The following is a 25,769-nucleotide window of genomic DNA, read 5'->3' on the forward strand; positions in this document are numbered from 1 at the left end:
TTAATTTGGTCAAAAACGATATATTTTAAAACAGTCATCCCGTTTTTACCAGCAGATGAGATTGGTCATTTTCGTCAACTTTCGATAAAATGTAGAAAGATAAAAAGAGAGGGGTCTTCTAATTTGGGTGTTGAGTTTTTAGTAGGCAGATCGGGGAGTGGGAAAACGAGGCTGATTATCGACAGCATTCAAGATGAACTGCGCCGGGAGCCGTTCGGGAAACCGATCATTTTTCTAGTCCCGGATCAAATGACGTTTTTAATGGAATATGAGCTTGCTAAAACGCCGGATATCGGCGGCATGATACGCGCTCAAGTGTTCAGTTTTTCGCGTTTGGCGTGGCGCGTGCTTCAGCATACCGGGGGCATGAATCGCCCGTTTGTGACGACGACGGGTGTGCAGATGCTTTTAAGGAAACTGATTGAAGAACATAAGCACGATTTTAAAGTGTATCAAAAAGCGAGTGACAAAGCCGGATTCACTGAGCAGGTGGAACGGATGCTGACAGAGTTTAAGCGATACTGTATTGAGCCTGAAGACGTCCGCCGCATGGCGGAAAGCGGAACGGCGTCAGAATATCGCGGAGAGCGGATGCTGTCTGAAAAACTTCATGATTTAGGGATTTTATATCAGCAGATGGAAAGAAGCCTCGCCGGACACTATTTGCATTCAGAGGACTATTTGACGCTGCTCGCTCAGCAGATTCCTTTGGCGGACGTTGTAAAAGGCGCCCGTGTTTACGTCGACGGATTCTATCAATTTACGCCGCAGGAATTAAGGGTGCTGGAGCAGCTGATCATGCATGCTGAACATGTCACATTCTCGCTGACGGCGGACAGCCCTTCGGCGGAACAGGCACCGGATGAGCTCGATCTGTTCAGAATGACGGGAAGCACATACTATAAGCTTTATCAGACGGCAAAGGAATTGAATGCCGATATTTCCTGCAAGGAACTGCATGGCACGAAGCGGCATCGGCATGTGCCGGAGCTTGCCTGTATAGAGTCGCAGTACGATGTGCGTCCCGCCGCGGCATATACCGGCGGACAGGAAGCTTTTACCGTCATGCAGGCGCAAAACAGAAGAGCTGAGCTTGAAGGTATTGCCCGGGAAATTCAATCGCTTGTCCGGGACGGAGGATACCGGTACAAAGATATGGCGATTCTCATCCGCCAGCCGGAAGATTATAAAGATTTGCTGAAGGAAGTGTTTGCCGATTACGGGCTTCCTTATTTTATTGACGGAAAAGCTTCTATGCAGCATCACCCGCTTATTGAATTCATCCGTTCAAGCCTGGATGTCGTGAAGGGGAACTGGAGATATGAAGCGGTGTTCCGCTGTGCGAAAACCGAACTGTTATTCCCGCTTGATCAGCCGGAGCAGAACATAAGAGAGCAGGTAGATCAGCTTGAAAATTACTGTATCGCCTACGGCATTAAAGGGGAGCGCTGGACGAACGGCGAGCGGTTTGTATACAGGCGCTTCGTATCGCTCGATGAGGATTTCGCGCAGACGGATCAGGAAATCGAGATGGAACACATGCTGAATGAGACGAGAGAGTGGATAGCTGCACCCCTTGTCCGGCTTCAAAACCGGATGAAAAAAGCGAAAACGGTTCAAAGTATGGCGGAGGCTCTTTATCTCTTTTTGGAAGATACCGATGTTCCCCTGAAGCTGGACCGGAAAAGGCAGCGGGCCGAAGAGGCCGGAAACATGATCGAAGCGCAGCAGCACGGCCAGGCGTGGGACGCCGTTATCCAGCTTCTCGAGGAGTTTGCCGGCATGATGGGTGAAGATGAAATATCTTTGGCGCTGTTCCAGCAAATGCTTGAAACGGGAACGGAATCGCTTCATTTTTCTTTAATTCCTCCTGCGCTTGACCAAGTATTTGTAGGGAATATGGATCTCTCAAGAATATACGGCACGTCCTGCACATTCGTCATCGGGGCCAATGACGGCGTTCTTCCGGCGCGCCCGGATGAAAACGGCGTGCTGTCTGATGATGACCGGGAGTGGCTGAAAGCAGTCGGAGTGGAGCTGTCTTCCGCGGGGCGTGAGCGGCTGCTTGATGAGCATTTTCTCATCTATATGGCGCTGTCGAGTCCGTCTGACCGTCTTTATGTGTCATACCCGATTGCCGATGCGGAAGGAAAAACGCTCCTGCCGTCAATCGTTGTAAACAGGCTTGGCGAGCTGTTTCCCGATCATCAGGAAAAGCTGTCAGCGGCTGATCCCGAGCAGGTAAGCGAAGAAGAGCAGCTTCAGTATCTCGTCAATAAACAGGTGGCTCAGACGTATACGGCAAGTCAGCTCAGGCTGTGGACAAGAGAGTACGAGATCAGTGACGTATGGTGGAGCGCATACAATGTGCTGATGAAAGAGTCTGATCACCGGCGTGCGAAAAAGCTGTTTTCAAGCCTGTTTTTCCGAAATGAGGCGAAGCGTCTTGAACGGCCTGTTTCGCGCCAGCTTTACGGCGAGCATATTAAAGGAAGCGTCTCCCGGATGGAGGCGTTTAATGCCTGCCAGTTTTCTCATTTTGCATCTCACGGGCTGCAATTAAAAGAGCGGCAGTTTTTCAAGCTGGAAGCGCCGGATATCGGCCAGCTGTTTCACTCCAGTCTGAAGCTGATTTCAGACCGGCTTCGTGAGCAGAAGCTGGAATGGCGCGATCTGACGAAAGATCAGTGCCGGCATTTCTCCTATGAAGCGGTGGAACGGCTTGCGCCAAAGCTGCAAAAAGAGATTCTGCTCAGCTCAAACAGACACTTTTATGTGAAGGAAAAACTGCAGAAGATCGTCACGCGTGTTTCTGGCATATTAAGCGAGCATGCGAAGGCGAGCGGTTTCGTCCCGGTCGGTCTTGAACTCGGTTTCGGCGGAAGCGGACCGCTGCCTCCGCTCACTTTCACGCTGAAAAACGGCTGTACGATGGAACTCGTCGGACGGATCGACCGCGTGGATAAAGCGGAAAGTTCAAAAGGCCTGCTGCTGAGAATCGTTGATTATAAATCAAGCGACAGGGGGCTTGATCTGGCTGAGGTGTATTACGGGCTCGCTCTGCAAATGCTCACATATCTTGACTTATCGATTACACATTCTGCGGATTGGCTCGGCATGAAAGCGACCCCGGCAGGCGTTTTGTATTTCCATATCCATGATCCGATGATTCAGGCCAGTCTGCCGATGGGGCTTGATGAAATCGAGCAGGAAATTTTCAAGAAATTTAAAATGAAAGGCCTTCTCCTCGGTGACCGGGAGGCGATCAGCCTGATGGACACGACTTTGGAGGAAGGGCGTTCAAATATCGTCAATGCCGGTTTGAAAAAGGACGGGTCTTTAAGATCCGACTCAGCCGCGGTCAGCGAACAGGACTTTCATCTGCTGACAGACCATGTGCGGCGGACATTTGAACAGGCGGGCGAAGCGATAACGGACGGGCTTGTGTCCATTACCCCGTATAAGCTGAAAGATAAGACGCCTTGTACGTACTGTGCGTTTAAATCGGTGTGCCAGTTTGATGAGTCGCTTAAGGAAAATGAATACCGCAGCCTGAAAGCGGAAAAAGACGGCACCATACTGGATTGGCTGAAAAAGGAGGCGGATGATGATGCAAATTCCTAAACCGAAAGACAGCATATGGACGGATGACCAATGGAGCGCCATCGTTTCTTCGGGCCGCGATATTCTTGTCGCTGCCGCAGCCGGATCAGGTAAAACGGCCGTGCTCGTGGAACGGATGATCAGAAAGATAACCGCGGAGGAAGATCCGGTTGATGTTGACAGGCTCCTTGTGGTGACCTTTACAAACGCCTCAGCAGCGGAGATGAAGCATCGGATCGCTGAAGCATTAGAAAAAGAGCTCGCCAAAAATCCGGGATCTCTGCATATCAGACGGCAGCTCTCTCTATTAAATCGGGCGAGCATTTCGACGCTTCACTCTTTCTGCCTGCAAGTGCTTAAAAAATATTATTATATGATTGATCTTGACCCCGGTTTTCGCATGGCTGACCAGACGGAAGGCGAATTGCTCGGAGACGAAGTGCTTGATGAGCTGTTTGAAGATGAATACGCAAAAGGGAATCAGGCGTTTTTTGAGCTTGCGGACAGATATACGACAGACAGGCATGATCTGGATCTTCAAGACCTTGTCAAACGGGTGTACGAGTATTCCCGGTCGCATCCTGACCCGGAAGCGTGGCTGCAAAGCTTTGTCCGCCTGTATGACGTGACGGAAGAAAGCAAAATGGAAGAGCTTCCGTTTTACCAATATGTGAGAGAAGATGCTGAAATGGCGCTCTACGGGGCGAAACAAAAGCTTGAGAAGGCGCTTGAACTGACAAAAGCGCCCGGCGGGCCGGCCCCGCGCGCTGGTGATTTTCTGGATGACCTTCAGCAGATAGAAGAGCTGATCAGCTGCCGGCATGACTTCGATGCGCTGTATGAACGGGTCCCCGCAGTCTCATTTAAGCGGGCGAAGCCGGTAAAGGGTGATGAATTTGACAAAGCGCTTTTGGACGAAGCGACCGATTTGCGAAACGGCGCGAAGAAACTGATCGAAAAGTTAAAGACCGATTACTTTACAAGAAGTCCGCAAGATCACTTGAAGAGTTTAACAGATATGAAGCCTGTCATCGAAACGCTCGTTCAGCTCGTGATATCGTACGGAAAACGATTTGAAGCGGCGAAACAAGAAAAATCAATTATTGATTTCTCAGATTTGGAACATTACTGCCTGGCGATTCTAACTGCGGTTGATGAAGAAGGCCAGCGGGTGCCGAGCGAAGCGGCCGTTTATTATCAAGACCAGTTTCATGAAGTTCTGGTTGATGAATATCAAGATACCAATCTTGTGCAGGAGTCTATCCTGCAGCTTGTGAAAAGCGGGGATGAAGAGGCGGGAAATCTGTTTATGGTAGGCGACGTCAAACAATCGATCTACCGTTTCAGACTTGCTGAGCCGCTGCTGTTTCTCGGGAAATATAAAAGGTTCACAGAAAGCGGGGAAGGCGCGGGGCAAAAAATTGACCTGAACCAAAATTTCCGCAGCCGTTCCGATATTTTGGACAGTACGAATTTCTTGTTTAAGCAGCTGATGGGCGGAAAAATCGGCGAAGTGGACTACGATGAACAGGCGGCATTGAAGCTCGGCGCATCGTATCCGCCGAATGACGCGGCAAAAACGGAACTGCTGCTGATTGACAGCGCTGATGACGCAGACAGCTCCGAGGATGCCGAAGACTTTGAAACCGTGCATTGGGAAGCGAAAGCGATAGCCGGGGAGATCCGAAAGCTTGTCTCATCTCCGTTTAAGGTCTATGACGGGAAAACAAAAACACACCGGAATATCCAGTACCGGGATATCGTGATTTTGCTGCGCTCCATGCCGTGGGCGCCGCAATTAATGGAAGAGCTGAAAAACCAGGGCATTCCGGTGTACGCCAATTTGACGTCGGGTTACTTTGAAGCCGTGGAGGTGGCTGCGGCGCTTTCAGTCTTGAAGGTGATTGATAATCCGTATCAGGATATTCCGCTTGCTTCCGTGCTGCGCTCGCCCATCGTCGGCTGTGACGAAAATGAACTTGCGCTGATACGCCTTGAAAAGAAAAAAGCGCCGTTTTATGAAGCGCTGAAAGCATATATAGCGAACGGTGACAGGCATGATGAACTGTATCAAAAACTGAGAACCTTTTATGACAGTCTGCAAAAGTGGCGGTCATTTTCGACGAATCATTCGGTGTCTGAGCTGATTTGGGAAGTATACCGCGATACCGGATATTTTGACTATGCAGGCGGCATGCCCGGCGGAAAGCAGCGCCAGGCCAATCTGCGCGTCTTGTATGACCGGGCGCGCTCGTACGAAGCGACGGCGTTCCGCGGGTTATTCCGCTTTTTGCGGTTTATTGAACGGATGCAGGAGCGCGGCGATGATCTGGGAACGGCCCGGGCGCTCAGCGAGCAGGAGGATGTCGTTCGGCTGATGACGATCCACAGCAGCAAAGGACTTGAATTTCCCGTCGTTTTCACCGCCGGACTCGGCAGAAGTTTTAATATGATGGATCTCAACAAATCATACCTGCTTGATAAAGAGCTCGGTTTCGGCACGAAGTATATTCATCCGGAACTCAGAATCAGCTATCCGACTCTTCCGCTTGTGGCGATGAAGAAAAAGATGCGCAGAGAGCTCTTATCCGAAGAATTGCGCGTATTGTATGTGGCGCTGACCAGAGCGAAGGAAAAGCTGTTTCTCGTCGGTTCCTGCAAAAACCGGGAAAAACAGCTGGCCAAATGGCAGGCGCAAGCAGACCGGGCCGATTGGCTTCTTTCTGAATTCGACCGCTATCAGGCGTCATCTTATTTGGACTTTATCGGGCCGGCGCTCATCCGCCACCGTGACATGGAGGCGCACAGGACGCCGGGACTTTCTTCGACTGAGGATATCGCGCGCGACCCGTCGCGTTTTCACATCCGGATGCTTCAGCAAAGTGAATTGCTGGAAGAGAATCCAAAAGAACGTGCTGAAGAAAAGAGCAAACGTCTCAAAGCGATACAGCAGGGCGAGCCGATTCCTGGTTCGTTTTCATTTGATGATGAGGCGCGCCGTCTGCTTGAATGGGAATATCCGTACCGAGAGCTGACGGCTATCAGAACGAAGCAGTCAGTTTCTGAGCTGAAGAGAAAGCAAGAATACGAAGATGAATACAGCGGCCGCTCTCTCATCAAACCGTCAGGAGACACGCTTTTATACAGGCGTCCCGGTTTTATGATGAAAAAAGGGCTGACAGCCGCCGAAAAAGGGACGGCGATGCATACGGTGATGCAGCACATACCGCTGACGCACGTTCCGACTGCCGAAGAAGCGGAGCGGACGGTCAGGATGCTTTACGAAAAAGAGCTGCTGACAGAAGAGCAGCAGGAAGCCATTGATATAGAAGAAATTGTCCGGTTTTTCGGAACTGAAATCGGTAAAGACCTTCTCGGGGCGCTGCGGATTGACCGGGAAGTGCCGTTCAGTATGGCGCTTCCGGCCGGCGAGGTGTACAAGGATGCCGAAACGGCCGGTGAACCGCTGCTCGTGCAAGGGATTATTGACTGCCTCTACGAAACTGCGGACGGTCTCTATTTGCTGGACTATAAAACAGATCGGATAGAGGGGAAATTCCGGAACGGATTTGAAGGCGCGGCTCCGATTCTGCAAAAAAGATATGAAACACAAATCGAATTGTATACAAAAGCGGTTGAACAAATTACAAAAACGAAAGTAAAAGGGCGTGCGCTCTATTTCTTCGATGGAGGTCACGTTCTTACACTGTAACAAGATCCGAAGCTCCTTTTTGGAGCGGATCTTTTTTTCTATCAAAAAGTGAGGTGAATGCGGTATGCGCATTTTACATACAGCTGACTGGCACCTCGGCAAAACGCTGGAAGGCAGAAGCCGGCTGAGCGAGCAGGCCGAAGTACTGGAAGAGCTGAATACCATTGTCAAGGAAGAAAACATTGATGCGGTCATTATGGCAGGAGATGTATTCGATACGGTCAACCCGCCTGCGCTCGCTGAACAATTGTATTACGAAAGTCTTTCCGCGCTTTCTGACGGCGGAAAACGCCCGGTTGTCGTCATTGCCGGAAACCATGACAATCCCGACAGGCTGGCGGCGGCTTCTCCGTTAACAAATGAGCGCGGCATTCATTTAATCGGCTATCCGCGGACAGAACCCGTGCATATTGAGGTGCCGTCGGCGGACGAGCTGTTAGCCGTAGCCGCGCTGGCATATCCGTCAGAGGCGAGATTAAACGAAGTGCTTTCTGATACGTTTGAGGAAAAGCTTCTTCGCGATCATTACGATGTGAAAATCAGAGAGGCGTTTGCTCACATGTGCGGACTGTGCCGGAACGATGCCGTGAAAATCGCGGCGAGCCACATTTATGTCGCGGGGGGAAATCAGACTGATTCAGAGCGTCCGATTGAAGTCGGGGGCGCTTACACGGTCGCCGCTGACAGCCTGCCGGCTGATGCGGCTTACGTGGCTCTCGGCCATCTCCACCGTCCGCAAACGATCAAGCGCGCCAAGACGGCTGCCCGTTATTCAGGCTCTCCGCTCGCATACAGCTTTTCGGAAGCCGGTTATGCCAAATCGGTGACGGTGGTAGAAGCGAAGCCCGGCGGAGAAGCGAAGTGGGAAGAGATTTTCCTGTCTTCCGGTAAACCGCTCGTCAAATGGAAAGCGCAGGGGCTGGGCGAGGTTCACGGCTGGCTTGATGAAGGGCGTGACCGGAATGCCTGGATCGACCTTGATATCCATTTGACGGATCAGCTTTCTCTCGAGGAAATTCATCGGCTGAGAAAGGCGCATCCCGGTTTTATCCATATCAGGCCGGTTTTTGAAGAAAAAGAGACCGAAAATGACCGGATTGAAGTGAAACACACATCAATTGAGGATCGATTTAAGAAGTTTTATGAAAAACAAACGGGCGGCGGCGTGCCGGATGAGGAGATGGTCAAGCTGTTTTTAGAGCTTGCGTCAGCAGATGATGAGGAGGATGCGACATGAAGCCGATTCTGTTAACGATAAAAGGGCTCCACAGCTTCAGGGAGGAACAGACCATTGATTTTGCCGGACTGTCAGGAGCCGGGGTGTTCGGGATTTTCGGGCCGACCGGAAGCGGAAAATCGTCGATCCTTGATGCCATGACACTCGCTTTATATGGAAAAGTGGAGCGCGCCGCAAATAATACGCACGGCATTCTGAATCATGCCGAAGATCAGCTTGCCGTCTCATTTACATTCGCGCTTCAATCCGGCCACCGGGTTTCCTACAAGGTCGAGCGCGTTTTTAAGAGAACGGATGAAACGAAAGTAAAAACCGCCCTCTGCCGGCTGATTGAAATCAAAGACGAACAAACGGTGCTGGCCGATAAAGCGAATGAAGTGAACAAAAAGGTGGAGGAGCTTCTTGGCCTGACCATTGACGACTTTACAAGAGCCGTCGTGCTGCCGCAAGGAAAGTTTGCCGAGTTTCTGTCGCTTAAAGGCGCGGAAAGAAGACATATGCTCCAGCGCCTGTTTAATCTGGAACAGTACGGGGACAGGCTTGTCAAAAAATTGCGGCGGCGGGCGCAGGAAGCGGCAGCGAAAAAAAATGAAATGCTGGCCGAACAATCCGGCCTCGGAGACGCAGGAGAAGATGCGCTGAAGCAGGCTGAACAGCAGTTTCACGAAGCGAACGAACGGCTTGAAGCAGCTGAGAAGAAACGGGTCCGGGCAAAAGCGCGTTTTGAAAATCACCAGGAAATTTGGAACTTGCAGACAGAAAGAGATGAATATGAGCGCCGGGAGAAAAAGCTTGAGGAAAGACGCCCGTACATCACGGATTTGACTGAGCGTCTTAAAGAGGCGGAAACAGCTCTCGCCCTTGAGCCGTACGCAGACCGCTGCACCGAAGCCGTCCGCCGGAAGCGGCGCGCCGAACAGGAACACGAACTGGCCAAACGGAAATCAGAGGCGGAAACCGTTTCATTTACCCGGCAAAATGAAGCCTATGAAGCATGGCGGGCCCATAAGGCCGAACAGGAGCCGAAGCTTGTCAAGGAAGAAGAGCTGTATCAAAGACTTTCAGCCATTGAACAAAAACTGCTTGAAGCGAAAAAAGAAGCGGAAAAAACAAATGCGGAGCACAGCAAAAAAGAGGAAGAATACGAAGCCGCCTCGAAACAGCTGGCCGCAGTGAAAGACCGCCTGACCCGCGGCCAAAACAGGCAGAATGAGCTGAAAGAAGAGCTGAAAGCAGTTCAAGTGACCGCCGATGAACGGAAAAAATGCCAGACCGCAGCACAGCTGGCGGCAGGCTTTCAGCAGACACAGGAACAAATCACGAAAGAGCGGGCCAATCTGACAACGCAGCTGAAAAACGTGGAGAAGCTCAACGGAGAAAGCGAGTCGCTCACAGCGAAAGCGAAAACGGAAGAGGAAGACATTACGCGCGCTTATCAAACGCTGCAAACCGTTTACCATATGGTCTGTGAAACGGAACGTTCACTGAAAGCCGCAGCCGAACGGGCTGAAAAAACGCAAGCCGATCTCCGCAGGCGCTCAGAGGAAGCGAGAACGGCCGCATTAACAAAAGAATTATCGGAAAAACTGATCGAAGGAAAGCCTTGTCCTGTATGCGGCTCGACGCAGCATGACCGCCCGCGTTCCGCTCATGAAACATTCTCGCCTGATACCGCTGTGCAGGAACATTTGCAGCAGGTGGAAGCACTGCTTTCTGAGGCGGCGGCTCTTTCTCAGGAAGTGCTGACAGCCAAGGTTGCATTAGAAGAACAGTCGGGACGTTTTACCGAAGAATGTCCGTTTCTGCAAAGCGCCCGGGTTCCGGAGCTGGAAGCCGCTTCTTCCATCAGCGGACGTCCGCTTGATGAAGCGTTCAGCGCCGTCCGCTTGGAATGGAAACAAATGAAACAGGATATGCTGTCGGTAAAAGAGAAGGTCACAAGACTGATCAGCGCGCATCAGCAGACGGTAAAACAAGCTGAGCAGCTTGCCGAACGAATCCGCTATGAGGAAAAAGAAGCCGGCCGTCTCAGACATTCATTAGAAGAGCTTGAATCGCTGTCAGAAAGCCGATTGAATCAGTACAACGAAGTCTGCGGTGATATTCCGCCAAACCGGATTGACGCCTGGCAGGCTTCGATAGATGAGAAGGACAGGCAGGCAGAAGAATGTGAGAAGCGCATTGAAACAAGCATCGCATTCCTCAAGGAACATGAAGAGGAGAAAGAACGCCTGCAGGAGATGAAGCATCGGCTTGAACGGGAACGGCTCGAGCTTCACTATGCGTCTGAGCGCCTGCAGCAGGTGATTGACGGATATGAACAAGAGCTCGGAACAGCAGCTGAAGAAACATCAATTTCCGCAAAGCTTGAAGCGGTGCGGCAGGAATTACAGCTGTTAAAATCGAAAGAACAGTCCCTATTCGATGCGCTGAAGCAGGCGCAGCAATCACTGAATGACGCAAAAGGCAGGGAATCCGGGAGTCTCATGTCACTCAGGGATGCTGAGACCTCCCTTGAGAAAGCGCAAAACGACTGGCGCGTGAGGTCAAAAGACACCGGGTTTACCGAGCCGGACCAAGTTAAAAAAAGTCTGCTTCCGCAAGGGCGTGCAGAGGAAATGAAAAAAGAAATTGATGAGTTTCTGGACACCTCAAAACAGCTATCGGCAAATATCAGCCGTGTTACTGATAAATTAGCCGAGCGCCGGATATCGGAGGAAGAATGGACAGCATCGGTTTCTCTGCTGAAGCAGGCAGAGGCTGAGTCAGGCGCCGCCATGGAGGAAAAAGGGGCACAGGCAAAAGCCTTCGCGGTTATGCAAAAACAGCATAAGCGCTTTAAAGAAATTGAAGCCGAGCTGAAAAGCTGGCAGACACAGATTGACAGGCTTGATAAGCTCCAGTCTGTATGTAAAGGCAATACATTCGTCGAATTTTTAGCGGAAGAACAGCTGGAAAGCGTGGCTCGGGACGCCTCTGCCCGTCTCGGAGCGCTGACAAGGCAGCGGTATGCCATATTAGTCGATTCAGAAGGCGGTTTCGTCATGCGTGATGACGCGAACGGAGGCGTCAAACGGCCCGTATCAAGCCTTTCCGGCGGGGAGACGTTTCTGACATCGCTGTCGCTTGCGCTTGCCTTGTCCGCCCAGATTCAGCTGCGGGGGCAATACCCGCTGCAATTCTTTTTCTTAGATGAAGGATTCGGGACTCTTGACCAAGGGCTCTTAGACACCGTTGTCACAGCGCTCGAAAAGCTGCAATCGGACAACTTATCCGTCGGAGTGATCAGCCATGTGCAGGAGCTGAGAGCGCGTCTGCCGAAAAAATTAATCGTTCATCCGTCCGAACCGGGCGGGAAAGGCACCCGGGTCACATTGGAGATCATGTAGAAAGGAGAAGGAATTATGGCCGATTCTGCCGAGGGCACATGTGAATTATGCGGCCGCCATCATGTGCGGCTGACGGAGCACCACTTAACGCCTAAGGAAGAAGGCGGGACATTCCTTCCGACCGCAATGCTCTGCATCCCTTGTCATAAACAGGTTCACGCGCTCTATACGAATCAGGAGCTTGCGGCAAGGCTCGCGGGAATAGAAGAACTGCGGCGTGACCCGAAACTCGCGCGGTTTGTGAAATGGATCAGAAAACAGCCGCCGGAAAAGCTTGTAAAAACAAAAAAAGCAAATGAACGAAAATAACGCTGAACCAAAAGCAGCCCTCTTCTGAAAGAGCGGCTGCTTTTTAGGCGTTTCCGACCACATTTTGATCGCTGACATCGGGGTCTATATAGTTTGTCGCATTGACAACGTTGTTTAATAACAGGAAATCTCCGGTATTGCCTGCTCCCGAACCGAGCGCAGATTTAGAAGAGCTTTTTGGAGAAAGGTAAAAGGAATCACCAAAGTTTACGACTCCGCCCGATATGGAATTGATAGCTATAGGTCCGGTAATTGCTGGCATAAACGACACCCTTTATAGAAGTCTCACCGTCATTATATGTCAGGGCTGCTGTGATTGTGAGCTTGGCGTGAAGATCTGCCTAATATGTTTCAGCCGCGAATCTCCCAGAACGATCGACGTCGATCCGATTTGAACCACGGACGCTGACGATACCCCTTGAACTTTCACATTCCTTACTCGAATTGAAGGGTTTTCATGGCAGAATGCGCTTTGGACTCCCGTTTCCGGTAACGGCATGACGGCCGGCTGCCGAAAGATCTGGTACTCTTTTTTGTTAAATGAGCCTTCATCATCTCTGTATACAGCAAGACTGCGCTGATCGGCCAATACTTTGATCCGCATATTGATTTCATTCGTATCGCCTGCTTGAAAGACACTCGCAATCCCGACTGAATTGATTTTGGCGTTCCGGAGGCGTGAAATGCGCTTTAACATTATTCCGGCGCCAGCGGCACATAAGGCCCGATAATAAGAGATTCCGGAGGCGTGTCAAAGATGGAAGACAGATAGACGGAATCGGTGTCGCCGATTAATAATAAGGAAGAACTGGATACACCGGTAGACCGGATGTCGCCGACTTCAATATTCCGGTTAATCACTGTAAAAATCATGACGGATCATCACCTTTCATTTCACCAGGTATGTGTTTAATAAAGTGCTCGACGGCCCTGACAATATCACGCTTTACATGTTCGGCAATCTGCTCGGCATATTGCGCGGGCGCCGTATTTTCTTCTTTCGGGACATGGGACAGATAATACTGAATCCGGCTGTCCATCTGCTTTCTGATATCTTCAATAATATGATATTTGTTCGCTTCGTCCAGCCTGCTCTCATACTGAGTTTCGAGCTGCTCTAAAAGCGCGGGGATTTCTTCATTCAGGTACATATCGACGTTTTGACGGATTTGCTGCATTTGCTGGCCCGCCTGTTCCTGCTGCATCATTCCGACCTGCGGAGATGTCTGGCCGACTTCGAAGTTTTGCACGGCATTCGGATCAGTCGGATTCAACCCGATATTCAGCGTTCCTTCCAGCCGTTCAATTTTCAGCTGATCAAATTTATACTCGAGCCGATCGATTCTTGTAGAAGGCTGCTGCTTCAGCGTTGAAATTTCATTTTGGAATTCTTTCAGCTGCCGTTCGAGCTCCTGAATCTGCTGCGCCTGCTGCTGGACGAAAGAATTTAAATTCTGCAGGTAGGATGAAACGGATTGATCATACATGACATTCACCTCGCGTCTCGTTTCCTTCATTAAAACTACCGGCTTGGCGGCTGGAGCGGTACAAATGATGAGGTGCCGGGACCTCCCCCTGTTGTTACAGCCTGCTGCCCCGCGGTGACAGGCGGCGCCGGCTCAACATAACTCCCTGTGTTGTACAGATTGGAAAGAGATTTAATTGAACCGGCGCTTCCGATTTGCAGTATGGAGGAATTGCTGACAGATTCTACACGCATGTAATTGATATGGATCGACTGATTGACGTAAAAATTCATACGGCGCCTCCTTTATGCGTTTCCTGCCATCGGCTGATCGATTACATCATTATCGTACACATTCGTTGAATTCCTGTAATTCGTCAGTGTGAGATTGTCTCCGGTATTGAAGCTGCCCGCTCCGGCAAATGTCTTAACCTCTGCTTTTGGAGAAATGGTGATGCAGTCGCCTATATGAACGACTCCGCTCGTACCGACGGCATTAATTTTAAACGCTCCGACAATTGCGGGCATACGAGCACATCCTTTTCGTGAAGATTTTCATGACTGCACTCCAGGAGCTTATCTGGGCTGCCTGCCTAAAATAGCTTATGACAAATGCACATTTTTGTGAGCGGAAAAAACTTTAGACGTAAAAACACCGGCGCTTTACGCATGCCGGGTCTTATACATAAATGATACAGATTTATATACATATCACGTTTATGAGAAAGCCTCTTTTTTTTCGCGGCCGTGCTGAATCTGTGCGGCCGGGTTCGGCCCGCTGTCTTTCGTTTGTTGGATGAGCCCGCCCCGGCACCCGTTTAAAAGGCTGTCCAGCTCCTGGCTGCACCTGATGGTCTCCGTCGCATTGATTCCGAATTTTTGCGCTGTCTCGAATAAAGTTAATCTTTTTTCTTCAATTTTGTTCATCGTGTGATCTCCAATTCTCGATTATTTTGGAAAACATAGGATGATAATAGTATAACCCATTTTGGCCAAGAAGGTTTTATTTCGTCAATATGACTAAAAAAGTGACAATTTTTGATACTCTTTTACACTTATTTTCAGCCTGTTTAAAAGAGGGATTTCCCGTTCGGAGGAAGAATACATAAAGGAATGCCATTTAAAAATGATGGGGGATTAACATGAAATTTGCGACAGGGGAACTGAACAGCCGAAAATTTGTCGGTCTGATTATTGATGATAACAAAATTTTAGATCTGCAAAAGGCTGAAAAAAAATTGTTTGAACTTGAGACGATTCCGGGTTCGCTGATCGAGTGCATTCAAAAAGGAGATAAGTTTGTCGCGCATGCCGGACAGCTTGCGGAATGGGCGAAAAAACCGAATGACGAGTCGGGTTCATTTATGTATGCGCTGTCTGACGTAAAGCTTTGCGCGCCTATTCCGAGACCTTCAAAGAACGTGATCTGCATCGGGAAAAATTATCGTGATCATGCCGTTGAAATGGGGAGTGAGGCGGATATACCGGAGCATCCCATGGTTTTTACGAAAGCCCCGGCTGCCGTTACAGGACACGGAGAAACAGTGAAGAGCCACTTGGACGTAACGGAGCAGCTTGATTATGAAGGGGAGCTTGCGGTAATCATATCAAAAAGCGGATCGCACATCTCCAAAGAACATGCGCTTGATCATATATTCGGCTATACAATTGTAAATGATATCACAGCGCGCGATCTGCAGAAAAAACATAAACAGTTTTTTATCGGCAAAAGCCTCGATACGACATGCCCGATGGGCCCGGTCATTGTACATAAGTCGGCCGTCAGCGATCCGCAAAGCCTGAAAGTTGAAACGCGGGTGAACGGTGAACTGCGCCAATCAGGATCAACGGGTGACATGATATTTCCGATAGCTGAATTAATCGAGACGCTGTCAAAAGGAATGACGCTTGAAGCCGGTGACATTATAGCGACGGGGACGCCGTCCGGTGTCGGAAAAGGATTTAAGCCGCCGAAATTTTTAAAGCCGGGGGACCGTATTGACATTACAATTGAACCGATCGGCACGCTGTCGAACCAAATCGGATAATTGTGTGTCTTTCGCACGATTGATAATGCTCCGATCGGCTTGTTGTGGTACCATAAGTGAGGCAGATTGATCTGATAGGGGGAATTGAACATAATGACACATTGGCATATTACTTCATGGGTCGTTGCGCTTATCCTGGTGTTTGTCAGCTACGGGCTGTACGGTGCCGGAAAAGCGAAGGGCGCAAAAATTACGCATATGATTCTGCGCTTATTCTACATTATTATTATTCTGACCGGAGCTGAGCTTTTTGTCCGTTTTGCGAATTGGAACGGAGAGTACGCCGGAAAAATGCTGCTCGGCATCATTACCATCGGACTGATGGAAATGCTCGTCATCCGTAAGAAAAAAGGCAAATCAACCGGCGGACTGTGGATCGGTTTTATTATCGTGCTCGTCCTGACGGTGCTGCTCGGCCTTCACTTGCCGATCGGCTTTCACGTATTTTAATCAATCGCTTGAAAAACCCGGATGCATCCGGGTTTTTTAGTTGCGCAACTGTGCCGCTGAATGAGAAATGCCGTGACAGGGGGATGTTGATGAGGCGAAGGAGATGTGCAGGATGCCAAAAGCATCAATCACTCTTGTTGCCGTAAAAGCTACGGCTGTGAAGGGTAAAAGCAAACGCCGTTCGTCAATCAGCGTGAAAAACAAAGCTGGATACATCAGGCAGCACCTATTTAAAAGGTGCCGCCTGTTTGTTACGCGGTGCCGTCTTGTCTTGCCGCTGAATACATAATGGAGCGCCGCCCGTCAGATGCCGTCCATTCAAATCTGTCGTGTTTACCCGAGCTGCCGCGGTGATGCTGCAGGGCGCATTGTGCGTCATCCGCCGAGAAGTGATAAAACGAAACGCCTTCACCGGAAAACAGCGCCTGATTGTAGGAAAATACGCAATCATATACAGACAGGCCGAACCCGTGCAGATGGCTGAGAAACAGCAGAAACGTTTCATCGTCCAGCGAATCGAGCAAGGTTAACAGCGGCCGTTTGACCGCTTTTTCATAACGGATTTCTTCCCCGCCGAGCAGGGGGATGGTGTCTGCGCCGATTTCGGCCGCACCGCCGCAAATCCGTGCCGGCTGCCATCGGCCGTCGTGTTTCATCAATACGGCTGCGTTTCCTAGACTGTCTGCAAGCAGGATATCGCCTTCATCGTTTTCGACGAGGCAGATGCCGTCCTCTATCATCAGGGTGCCGCGCCCCCATTTGTTTTTTTCTGAGAAAAGCTGTTTTCGTTTCATAACCGTGCCGGTCTCCTTTGTTTGTTTCTTCTCTTCCGTTCTTTCCAAATCGGGCTTGTCTCATACAAGTCTTAGTGGGACAAATCAACTATCTGCGTTTCTTTGCATAAACTGGGTAAAGTGCTGATAGAAACGAATTTGAAACCGACAGAAACGGGATTGGAGCTGATATCACATGTGTGGAATTGCGGGTTGGGTCGATTTTCAAAAGCAGCTCGTCCAAGAGAAACATATTATGAACAATATGATAGACACTCTTTCAAAACGAGGGCCTGATGATTCAAACGTCTGGGGAGAGCCCCATGTTTTATTCGGACATAAAAGACTTTCGGTCGTTGACATTGAAGGCGGCCGCCAGCCGATGGCCTGCACGCATCAAGAGGAAACGTACACCATCATTTATAATGGCGAGCTGTATAACACGGAGGAATTGCGGAAGGAGCTTCAGGCGAGGGGCCACCGTTTTGAGAGGACCTCTGATACAGAAGTGCTGCTGCACAGCTATATTGAGTGGCGGGAGGAGTGCGTGGACCGCTTGAACGGTATTTTCGCTTTTGCCATCTGGGATGAAAAGCGCAAGCGGCTCTTCGGGGCAAGAGACCGGCTCGGCGTCAAACCGTTTTTTTATAAAGAACACGGCTCTTCCTTTCTGTTTGGGTCGGAATTGAAAGCCATCCTTGCTCATCCTGATGTGAAAGCCCGCACAGACAGCGGCGGACTTGCGGAAGTATTCGGACTCGGGCCGTCCAGAACTCCGGGCTGCGGGGTGTTTAAAGGAATTTACGAGGTGCGTCCCGCCCATGCGTTCACTTTCTCAAAGGACGGTTTGTCCATATGGCGTTATTGGAATGTAAAGAGCGAAAAGCATACAGACAGCTTCGATGAAACCGCCGCTCACATTCGGTACTTATTTCAGGATGCAGTGACACGCCAGCTCGTATCTGACGTGCCGGTTTGCACGTTTTTATCAGGGGGGCTTGATTCGAGCGCGATAACCGCGATAGCCGCCGCTCATTTTGAGAAACAAGGAAGAGATCCCCTTCATACTTATTCAATTGATTATGAGGAGAACAGCAAATTTTTTAAAGCGAGCGCCTTTCAGCCGAATGATGACGGCCCGTGGATCGATAAAATGACAAATGCATTCGGCACACAGCATCATAAGTGCGTGATTACGCAGGATCAGCTGGTTGAACATCTGGAGGAATCCGTTCTCGTCAGAGACCTGCCGGGCATGGCTGATGTTGATTCATCGCTATTATGGTTCTGCCGGGAAATTAAAAAAGATTTTGTCGTGAGTCTTTCCGGAGAATGCGCGGACGAAATTTTCGGCGGATATCCGTGGTTTCACACCGCGGCAGAAGAAGACGGATTTCCTTGGATGAGGTCGACTGAGGAGAGGGTCACGCTCTTGGATGAAAAGTGGCAAAAACGGCTGAATCTTAGAGAATACGTGAATGCGAGATATGAAGAAACCATTGCGGAAACGCCGCTGTTAGACGGTGAGACGGGAACAGATAAAGCGAGACGGCAGCTGTTCTACTTAAATATGCTTTGGTTTATGACCAATCTGCTCGACCGCAAAGACCGCATGAGCATGGGCGCAAGTCTTGAAGTACGGGTGCCGTTCGCCGACCACAGACTTGTGGAATACGTTTGGAATATTCCTTGGGAAATGAAAATGCATGGCAGCCGGGAAAAAGGCATTTTGCGGAAAGCGCTTGAAGGACTGCTTCCTGAAGATATTTTGTACCGCAAAAAAAGCCCTTATCCGAAAACGCATCACCCGAAATACACGCAGGGGGTCACAGAATGGCTGAAAACGATTTTGCAACAGAAAGATTCCGTGCTTCACACCCTGCTTGACAGAAAGAAGCTGGAAATGCTGCTGGAGACAGAAGGTTCATCTTTTCAGGTGCCGTGGTTCGGCCAGCTGATGAAAGGCCCGCAGCTGATCGCCCATCTTGCCCAGATCCATACATGGTTTGAGGCGTACCGTATCGATATAGAAGAATAACAGTGCCGCGACCGGTTTCCGCTGAAGGATATCGGTCTTTTTATTGTGAAACATATGGTACACTAAAAAACAGAGGAGTGATACCATGACCGAATATGAAACATGCGCCCAGCTTGCCGAGGCGCACTTTCCTTTATATAAACGGACTTTCTCATCCCTGCCGCCAAAAAACAGGCGGGCCGCATGGGTGGTGCTTGCTTTGTTTCACGAAGCTGATCGGCTTGATGTGCAGGAACTTGGAGGATTTGAACAGGCGGCACAAGACTTTCTGAACGGGGCACGCGCCGACGGCTTTTTGTGGGAGGCGCTCACCGATGTGCGGCAGCAATTTGCGCTTGAAGAAGAGCCGTTGCGTGAGTTTATCGCCGGCCACATCTCTGACAGAGAAAAAGTAACGTATCAAGAGTTTGATGACCTGCTGATGTACGCGGGCCAAACAGGCGGAGCCCTCGGCCTGCTTCTGCTGCCGGTTTGCGCGCGCCGGAACCAAGAGAAACTCCGCCATGCAGCCGTTTCATTAGGAGCAGCCATTCAGCTGACCCGGGTGCTTCTGGGGGTCCATACGGATGAGCGGGCGAAAAAGCGTCTCCCGCGCCAGGTGATGAAGCAATTCGGCTATACGGAAGAAGAGCTGGAGAGCCATACCGTCAACAAAGCTTTTATGAATGTATGGGAGTACATCGCATTTGAGGCCGAGGCGTATTTCGAGGAGGCGTCTGAAGAGCTGGAGCTGTTTCCGTTATACTCAAGGCCTGCCGTTACCGGTTTGCTGGCACATTACCGGTCAGAGCTCGGTGACATGAGAAAACGGCTTTCGCAAGCATAAAAAAACGCCCGGCTTCTTAACGAAGCTCCGGGCGTTTATGCAATCCCTTTTTGAATCCAAATCCGCGACCGCCATCTTCTGTACATAAGAATGCCTCTGACCCATTCATCCGCGATAAATGAAATCCAGATGCCCATAAGCCCCAATCCGAAATGGATGCCGAACAGATAAGCGAGAGGCAGTCCGATACCCCACATGGAAATCATCGCCATGTAGACGGGGAATTTTGCATCTCCGGCAGCCCGCAGCGAGTTGATGATAATGACATTAAATGAACGGCCGGGCTCAAGAATGATCGTCATGGCGATCAGCATGCTCGCCGTCGCAATAATGTCAGGGCTGCTTGTGAAAATTCCGATCAGCTGCTTTGAAAACAAGGTCATGATCACGGATGTCAAAGCGGCAATGCCAAGCGCCCAGTACAGACTTTTCATGCAGCGGTCATAAGCGTCGTCAAACCGTTTGGCGCCGATATATCTGCCGATCAAAATCTGTGTGCCCTGGCTGATCGCTGTTCCGAACAGCAGGATAAACATGGTGATGTTTTGTGTATAAACCTTTGTTGTAAGCGCCTGAGCGCCCATAATGGCGATAAAATAAGTGACAACCATTTGTGAAATGTTGTAAGACAGCTGTTCGCCGGCAGACGGAATCCCGATTTTCAGGAGTTTCCGCAAGTGCTCTTTATGGACGTGAAAAATCTTTTGCCATGTCAGACCGAGTCCGATGCGTTTTTTGACGATCACAATCATCGCGATGAGCCCGATGATCCGCGCAAAGGACGTTGACATCGCAACACCGGCGACGCCTAACACCGGAAGGCCGAGCGGCCCGAAAATGACAAGAAAGTTTCCGGCAATATTTAAAATATTCATCCCGATCGTAACGAACATCGTATCCTTCGTATGACCGTAGCTTTTTAAAATGGCGCTGAACGTCATAATCAAAGCCTGAATGAAGGACAGCCCGCCGACCACCTGCAAAAAGACTTTGGCATCCGGCATCAATTCATTGGAAAGACCCATCACATGAAGCAGCGGAACGGCCGCAAAAAATATGGCGGCGCTGATGGCGAGACTGATGACAAAGTTCGCTCCTATTGATACATAAGCCACTTCCTGCGCCTCTTTTTTCTGTTTAGATCCTAAAAATTGTGAAATCACAATTGTCGTACCCGTAGCGATAAAGCTGAACATCACGATAATTAAATTTAAAATCTGATTACTGACACCCACGGCCGCCACACTGTTGTCAGAGTATTGGCTAAGCATAAGAGTGTCGGCGTTTCCCATAAACATATATAATGAAACCTCAATAAATATCGGCCAAGTCAGCGCGTATAATGAGAGTTTGTGATCAGAGGATTGTTTGAATGCAGCCCGTTTTAAAATCGCTTGTTTCATTTCTTTTAACCCCTTTCCTGAAAAAATCAACGTTTAAAAGTGTACCTCCATTTTCTTATAATAAAAAGGGAGAGAAACGAAACTTCTTGCAAAAATCCGACTTAAAAAGGAGGGCCGGAAATATGTCCTTTCTCGAGTTCACAGTCCCTCCGTTCCCGGTCTTTATCGCTGCGGGAGAAGGAGTGTTCAAAAAAGGCGAAACCCATGTGAGACGGGTCTTCCCGGTGTTTGATCTGCTGTATGTGAAAGAAGGCGTCCTCTACATTACAGAAGACGAAAACGCCTTTTCCGTTGAAGCGGGAGAATATATTCTGCTTTCTCCCGGGCTTGAACATTACGGAACAAAAGGCAGTGAAGAAACGACATCCTATTCGTGGCTTCATTTTGAAGGAGCGGATTATGAGGTGACGGAAACCACCGGGAACAACTGGTCGGAGCTGAGGCGAAAAAAAGGGAGCTTTGAAGAGCCGTCCCGCTACCGCTTGTCCCTGCCGCAAAAAGGGAAGGTGAGACGCCCGCAGTTTATGGCCGGGCAATTCAGTGTGCTGACAGATGAAAGCGCCGAGAACTCCGACCTGCCGCTCAGAAAGCAGATTCTGTTTGAAGAGCTGCTGCTCCATCTTCAGAAAGAAGCGTTCCAAATCCCGTCCGCAAAGGAAAGAGTCGCATGGGAGGCCGCCCGGTACCTGCAGGAGCACTATCAGGAGAAAACAACCATCAAAGCGCTCTCTTCGGCTCTTCATTACAACCAAGACTACGTGACCCGCTGCATGCAGCAGGTGCTCGGCGTCACGCCCGGCCAGTATACGAACAAAGTCAGAATGACGGAGGCGAAACGTCTTTTGTCCGCAACCAATGACAAAATGGGGTCGATCGCGGACGCCATCGGCATGGAGGACCCAACCTATTTTTCCAAACTGTTTAAACAGATTGAAGGCATTTCGCCGCTTGAATACCGCAAATTCGTAAGCCGGAAAACGGACTGACCTAATACCAGAGAACAGAAGAGGGATCGGTAAGCATGAAAATGACAATTTACGACGTGGCCGAAAAAGCGGGCGTCTCCATCTCGACCGTCTCGCGGGTCATCAACAATACGGGGAGGATCAGTGACAAAACCCGCCGGATGGTGCTCCGTGTCATGGAGGAGATGGACTATCATCCGAATGTTCACGCATCCGCTTTGACGGGCAAAAAGACGAATATGATCGGCCTGATCACCCCGGACATTTCAAACCCGTTTTTCGGGGAACTGGCGAAAAGCATTGAAGACAGCGCCGGTGTACTTGGGTTTCATATCATTATCTGCAGCACCGATTATCAGCCTGAAAAAGAAACGAAGTATTTTTCGATGCTGCGGCAGAAGCAGGCGGACGGCATTATATTCGCGACGGGACTTGATCATGATGACAGCGTCACGGCGCTTGATGATATTGTGAAATCGGGCATCCCGCTTGCGATGATTACGCAGGATAAACCGCTCGCGCCGATGGACGTCGTCATTATCGATGACTTTCTCGGCGGCTATACGGCGGCTGAGCATCTCATATCTTTAGGCCATGAAAGAATCGCCTGTATCGTCGGAAACGGTTCGACCACGGGTGAAAGAGACAGAATCAAAGGTTTTCAAAAAGCGATGCGGGAAGCGGGGATGACACTAGATGAATCGCTGGTCATACCGACGGAATATTCGCTGGAAAGCGGAAAACAGGCAGCGGGCGAGCTGTTTGACAGAGACCTTCCGACCGCCGTTTTCGCCTTTAATGATGTCTTGTCATGTGCGGCGATACAGGCGGCGCGCTCCCGGGGCATTCGGGTGCCGGAAGACTTGTCCGTCATCGGCTTTGACAATACCATTCTCGCTGAAATGACGGCACCGCCGCTCACGACGATTTCTCAGCCGATCCACGAAATGGGGCGGCGTGTCGTTGAACTTCTCATTGATGAGATTCAAGGGAAGAAAAAAACAAAAAGCAAAATCATTTTATCTCCGGAACTCGTCATCAGGCATTCTACGGCACCGGTAAAAACGCGCCCTCAGCGATAAGGCGCGTTTTTTTCTGTGAAAAACATTGTCAAACGAGCGAAAAGCATTGTAAAATTAAAACAGCTTTTGAGAAAGCGCTTGCGCAAATACTGCGGATTGCAAGCAAAGAAAGCAAACAGCTTGAGTTGTAAATAAAGCGCTTTCAAAATAATGATTTCTGTTTAATAAGAGAAACCGCTTGCGCCATTGCGGCATGCGGCCTCAAGAAAAAAGGAGCGGTGATAGATGACAGATCAAGTCAGGTGTGCGGTGCTGGGATTAGGACGATTAGGGTATTTTCATGCGAAGCATTTAGCCGGCGAAGTGCGGGGAGCCGAGCTTGCGGCCGTCTGTGACCCGATGAAGGGGAAGGCGGAAGCGTGTGCGAAAGAATTAGGAATCGCCAAATGGACGGAGAGCCCGTATGAACTGCTGGAAGATCACACGATTGACGCCGTCATCATTGTCACGCCGACAAGCACACATGCGGAAATGATCATGAAGGCTGCTGAAAACGGCAAGCATATCTTTGTTGAAAAGCCGCTCACCCTGAGTCTTGAGGAATCGATTAAAGTCATGAAAAAAATCGAAGAAACGGACGTCATCTGCCAGGTCGGTTTTATGAGGCGGTTTGATCCGGCATACGCCGACGCGAAAAGAAGAATCGACGCCGGGGAAATCGGCAGACCCATTTATTATAAAGGATTTACAAGAGATCAAGGCGCACCGCCCGCGGAATTTATCAAACATAGCGGAGGGCTTTTCATTGACTGCTCGATTCATGATTACGACATCGCAAGATATCTCATGAATGCCGAGGTTACGTCCGTGAGCGGGCACGGGAGGGTTTTAAAGCACCCGTTCATGGAGGAGTGCGGCGATGTCGATCAGGCATTAACGTATCTTGAGTTTGATTCAGGCGCGGCCGGCGATGTGGAGGCAAGCCGAAATTCTCCGTACGGCCATGACATCCGCGCCGAAATAATCGGGACGGCGGGAAGCATTTTAGTCGGCACGCTGCGGAACAGCCATGTCACCATTTTAACGGAGTCAGGCAGCAGCTACGAAATTATTCCGGATTTTCAAGCCCGCTTTAAAGACGCTTACCGTCTGGAGCTTGAGCACTTTGCCGAATGTGTGAAAAAAGGGGAAACGCCGATTGTGACAGACATCGATGCCGCGATTAACTTAGAAATCGGGATCGCCGCGACGGAATCTTTTAAAACCGGAAGGCCTGTAAAGCTTACCCCGGGCGCCCCCAACTATGCCGGATTATGATAGATTCGAAGTGAAAAAGCAAAGGCACGGGAGGCCTTTGCTTTTTTATGATTCGTATGAGAAAAAAATGTAGTCAGTCGGCACACCTTTATAGCCCATTTGGTGAAGCATCGCGCTTATATTGCCGCGATGGTATGTGCCGTGGTTCACAATATGCCGGATCACATCGGCATATGTCGTCTGGAGCGTTCCCATGCGCGGATGAGAAATGGAGATCGGGCCTTCCGTGTTCTCCAAGTCTCTTAAAAATTCGCTGTATTCTTTGTCCAGTTCAGTCATTCTATGTTCAACCGCCTCAAAATCTCCGTCAAGCTTTTCAAATTGATCAAACTGCGAGACGATTTGTTCGTAAGTTTCTCCGTAAAGCACGTGAAGCCAAATGTAATCCGCCCGGTATATATGCACAAGCACGGCGTTCACAGTCGGAAAAACACTATCCAGTTTCTGCTGTAAGCTTGCCGCGGGCAGGGTCTTCAGATGCTGAATAACTTGCTCATTTGCCCATCTGTGGTAGTGATACAGCTTTAAAATGTCTGACATTCCAATTCCCCCTCTTCCTACCGGTACATTCAACATGACCTGGCCGAATTCCTTTTATCGAAACAAAAGCGCCGCAAAATAAAAAGCAGCACCCCACATCACCAATGCCGAGCATTGATTCAGGATGCCGAGGAGCCGGCCGCCTGTATCCGCCGTTTGGACGAGCCGTCCCGCGAATGCCAGTCCGGCGAACCATACCCAGGAAACCATGATACAAGCACCGGCAAACAGCCATTTATCAATTCCCGGATAGGCGGCGGAGCTTGTGCCGATGACACTGACAGTATCCAAAATCGCATGCGGGTTCAAAAGGGATACCATGGCGGCCGTGACCGCCTGTTTTTTTGCCGTGAAAACTGTTTTTTTCGCCTGTTCGGCCTGCGGTTTGCTTCTCCAAGTCTGCCAGCCTAAAAAACTGAGAAACAAAAAGCCGCCTATAAGCATGACGGTCTGAAAAACGGGAATCTCTGCAATAATCATTGACACGCCTGCGACGGCCGCGCTGATGAGAATCGTATCGCATACCGCCGCGGCAATCACTGCGGGAAACGCCTGCCACACATGTTTTTGCCAGGCTCCCTGCTGAAAAATAAACACGTTTTGCGCGCCCAATGGCAAAATAAGGCCGAAAGCGAGCATCACTCCGTGAAGAATGGCATTCATATCGTAAAA

General features: G+C 50.0%; 24 protein-coding genes. 12 read left to right on the plus strand and 12 right to left on the minus strand.

The features are described from left to right. Positions 1–123: 123 nt before the first annotated feature. The 5 genes from addB (at position 124) to ACWJJX_RS01040 (ending at position 12,250) form a co-directional block, all read left to right on the plus strand. Positions 124–3,624, plus strand: coding sequence for a helicase-exonuclease AddAB subunit AddB (addB, locus tag ACWJJX_RS01020; RefSeq protein WP_454022663.1), 3,501 nt, complete (start codon positions 124–126; stop codon positions 3,622–3,624). Then, positions 3,611–7,315, plus strand: a complete 3,705-nt coding sequence (gene addA / locus ACWJJX_RS01025) for a helicase-exonuclease AddAB subunit AddA (RefSeq protein ID WP_454022786.1) — start codon at positions 3,611–3,613, stop codon at positions 7,313–7,315. Before addB ends, addA begins: the two co-directional genes overlap by 14 nt. Before the next feature lie 64 nt (positions 7,316–7,379). After that, positions 7,380–8,552, plus strand: a complete 1,173-nt coding sequence (gene sbcD / locus ACWJJX_RS01030) for an exonuclease subunit SbcD (protein WP_094247088.1) — start codon at positions 7,380–7,382, stop codon at positions 8,550–8,552. Continuing rightward, positions 8,549–11,941: an exonuclease subunit SbcC gene (sbcC, locus tag ACWJJX_RS01035; RefSeq protein WP_454022664.1), complete on the plus strand. Its 3,393-nt coding sequence runs from the start codon at positions 8,549–8,551 to the stop codon at positions 11,939–11,941. Before sbcD ends, sbcC begins: the two co-directional genes overlap by 4 nt. Positions 11,942–11,956: 15 nt before the next feature. After that, positions 11,957–12,250: a hypothetical protein gene (locus tag ACWJJX_RS01040; protein WP_003155144.1), complete on the plus strand. Its 294-nt coding sequence runs from the start codon at positions 11,957–11,959 to the stop codon at positions 12,248–12,250. Positions 12,251–12,293: 43 nt separating this feature from the next. Here ACWJJX_RS01040 and ACWJJX_RS01045 read toward each other — a convergent pair whose 3' ends face one another. From ACWJJX_RS01045 to ACWJJX_RS01075, 7 genes are all read right to left on the minus strand, one after another. After that, positions 12,294–12,512: a spore germination protein gene (locus ACWJJX_RS01045; protein WP_003155143.1), complete on the minus strand. Its 219-nt coding sequence runs from the start codon at positions 12,510–12,512 to the stop codon at positions 12,294–12,296. Positions 12,513–12,551: 39 nt separating this feature from the next. Then, positions 12,552–12,947 (minus strand): spore germination protein GerPE, encoded by a 396-nt coding sequence (locus tag ACWJJX_RS01050; RefSeq protein WP_007409166.1) that lies wholly within the window; start codon positions 12,945–12,947, stop codon positions 12,552–12,554. After that, positions 12,947–13,123, minus strand: coding sequence for a hypothetical protein (locus tag ACWJJX_RS01055; RefSeq protein WP_003155141.1), 177 nt, complete (start codon positions 13,121–13,123; stop codon positions 12,947–12,949). Before ACWJJX_RS01055 ends, ACWJJX_RS01050 begins: the two co-directional genes overlap by 1 nt. Then, complete coding sequence (gene gerPC, locus ACWJJX_RS01060; protein ID WP_031378472.1) at positions 13,120–13,737, minus strand: spore germination protein GerPC; 618 nt, start codon at positions 13,735–13,737, stop codon at positions 13,120–13,122. Before gerPC ends, ACWJJX_RS01055 begins: the two co-directional genes overlap by 4 nt. A 35-nt stretch (positions 13,738–13,772) precedes the next feature. Then, positions 13,773–14,009, minus strand: coding sequence for a spore germination protein GerPB (locus ACWJJX_RS01065; RefSeq protein WP_003155138.1), 237 nt, complete (start codon positions 14,007–14,009; stop codon positions 13,773–13,775). Positions 14,010–14,021: 12 nt separating this feature from the next. Beyond that, positions 14,022–14,243 carry a spore germination protein gene (locus tag ACWJJX_RS01070; RefSeq protein WP_003155135.1) on the minus strand — a complete coding sequence of 74 codons (222 nt, stop codon included), beginning with the start codon at positions 14,241–14,243 and terminating at the stop codon, positions 14,022–14,024. Between the two features lie 189 nt (positions 14,244–14,432). Further along, the gene (locus tag ACWJJX_RS01075) at positions 14,433–14,642 is read right to left on the minus strand and encodes an aspartyl-phosphate phosphatase Spo0E family protein (protein ID WP_025649564.1); all 210 of its coding nucleotides are present in this window, start codon (positions 14,640–14,642) and stop codon (positions 14,433–14,435) included. A 215-nt stretch (positions 14,643–14,857) separates the two neighbouring features. On the opposite strand from ACWJJX_RS01075, the gene ACWJJX_RS01080 reads away from it, so the two are divergent. Both ACWJJX_RS01080 and ACWJJX_RS01085 read left to right on the plus strand, forming a co-directional pair. Then, a complete protein-coding gene (locus ACWJJX_RS01080; RefSeq protein ID WP_454022357.1) occupies positions 14,858–15,763 on the plus strand; it encodes a fumarylacetoacetate hydrolase family protein in 906 nt (301 codons plus the stop codon). Positions 15,764–15,856: 93 nt separating this feature from the next. Beyond that, positions 15,857–16,213: a YisL family protein gene (locus tag ACWJJX_RS01085; RefSeq protein WP_003155128.1), complete on the plus strand. Its 357-nt coding sequence runs from the start codon at positions 15,857–15,859 to the stop codon at positions 16,211–16,213. Positions 16,214–16,249: 36 nt separating this feature from the next. On the opposite strand, the gene ACWJJX_RS01090 is transcribed toward ACWJJX_RS01085, so the two are convergent. Together ACWJJX_RS01090 and ACWJJX_RS01095 are read right to left on the minus strand one after the other, a co-directional pair. Then, positions 16,250–16,429 carry a hypothetical protein gene (locus tag ACWJJX_RS01090; protein ID WP_229873590.1) on the minus strand — a complete coding sequence of 60 codons (180 nt, stop codon included), beginning with the start codon at positions 16,427–16,429 and terminating at the stop codon, positions 16,250–16,252. A gap of 35 nt (positions 16,430–16,464) precedes the next feature. After that, positions 16,465–17,007, minus strand: a complete 543-nt coding sequence (locus ACWJJX_RS01095) for a DUF2777 family protein (protein WP_326360331.1) — start codon at positions 17,005–17,007, stop codon at positions 16,465–16,467. Positions 17,008–17,182: 175 nt separating this feature from the next. Here ACWJJX_RS01095 and asnB point away from each other — a divergent pair, with 175 nt between their 5' ends. Next, positions 17,183–19,024, plus strand: a complete 1,842-nt coding sequence (asnB, locus tag ACWJJX_RS01100) for an asparagine synthase (glutamine-hydrolyzing) (protein WP_165408886.1) — start codon at positions 17,183–17,185, stop codon at positions 19,022–19,024. An 85-nt stretch (positions 19,025–19,109) separates the two neighbouring features. After that, positions 19,110–19,850: a squalene/phytoene synthase family protein gene (locus tag ACWJJX_RS01105; protein WP_173612630.1), complete on the plus strand. Its 741-nt coding sequence runs from the start codon at positions 19,110–19,112 to the stop codon at positions 19,848–19,850. Between the two features lie 35 nt (positions 19,851–19,885). On the opposite strand, the gene ACWJJX_RS01110 is transcribed toward ACWJJX_RS01105, so the two are convergent. After that, the gene (locus tag ACWJJX_RS01110) at positions 19,886–21,253 is read right to left on the minus strand and encodes an MATE family efflux transporter (protein WP_003155121.1); all 1,368 of its coding nucleotides are present in this window, start codon (positions 21,251–21,253) and stop codon (positions 19,886–19,888) included. Positions 21,254–21,375: 122 nt separating this feature from the next. On the opposite strand from ACWJJX_RS01110, the gene ACWJJX_RS01115 reads away from it, so the two are divergent. The 3 genes from ACWJJX_RS01115 to iolG all read left to right on the plus strand — a co-directional run bounded on the left by ACWJJX_RS01115 (position 21,376) and on the right by iolG (position 24,557). Beyond that, positions 21,376–22,239 carry an AraC family transcriptional regulator gene (locus tag ACWJJX_RS01115; protein WP_025852008.1) on the plus strand — a complete coding sequence of 288 codons (864 nt, stop codon included), beginning with the start codon at positions 21,376–21,378 and terminating at the stop codon, positions 22,237–22,239. 35 nt (positions 22,240–22,274) lie between these two features. Continuing rightward, positions 22,275–23,300 carry a LacI family DNA-binding transcriptional regulator gene (locus tag ACWJJX_RS01120; RefSeq protein WP_454022665.1) on the plus strand — a complete coding sequence of 342 codons (1,026 nt, stop codon included), beginning with the start codon at positions 22,275–22,277 and terminating at the stop codon, positions 23,298–23,300. A 225-nt stretch (positions 23,301–23,525) separates the two neighbouring features. After that, the gene (gene iolG, locus ACWJJX_RS01125) at positions 23,526–24,557 is read left to right on the plus strand and encodes an inositol 2-dehydrogenase (protein ID WP_156735216.1); all 1,032 of its coding nucleotides are present in this window, start codon (positions 23,526–23,528) and stop codon (positions 24,555–24,557) included. Positions 24,558–24,602: 45 nt separating this feature from the next. Here the strand turns inward: iolG and ACWJJX_RS01130 are convergent, their stop codons facing one another. Together ACWJJX_RS01130 and ACWJJX_RS01135 are read right to left on the minus strand one after the other, a co-directional pair. After that, a complete protein-coding gene (locus ACWJJX_RS01130) occupies positions 24,603–25,097 on the minus strand; it encodes a DinB family protein (RefSeq protein ID WP_454022666.1) in 495 nt (164 codons plus the stop codon). A gap of 54 nt (positions 25,098–25,151) precedes the next feature. Further along, a complete protein-coding gene (locus ACWJJX_RS01135; RefSeq protein WP_058906696.1) occupies positions 25,152–25,760 on the minus strand; it encodes a LysE/ArgO family amino acid transporter in 609 nt (202 codons plus the stop codon). Positions 25,761–25,769 lie beyond the last annotated feature (9 nt).

This window comes from Bacillus sp. YH3-2-B2, from assembly GCF_053663335.1.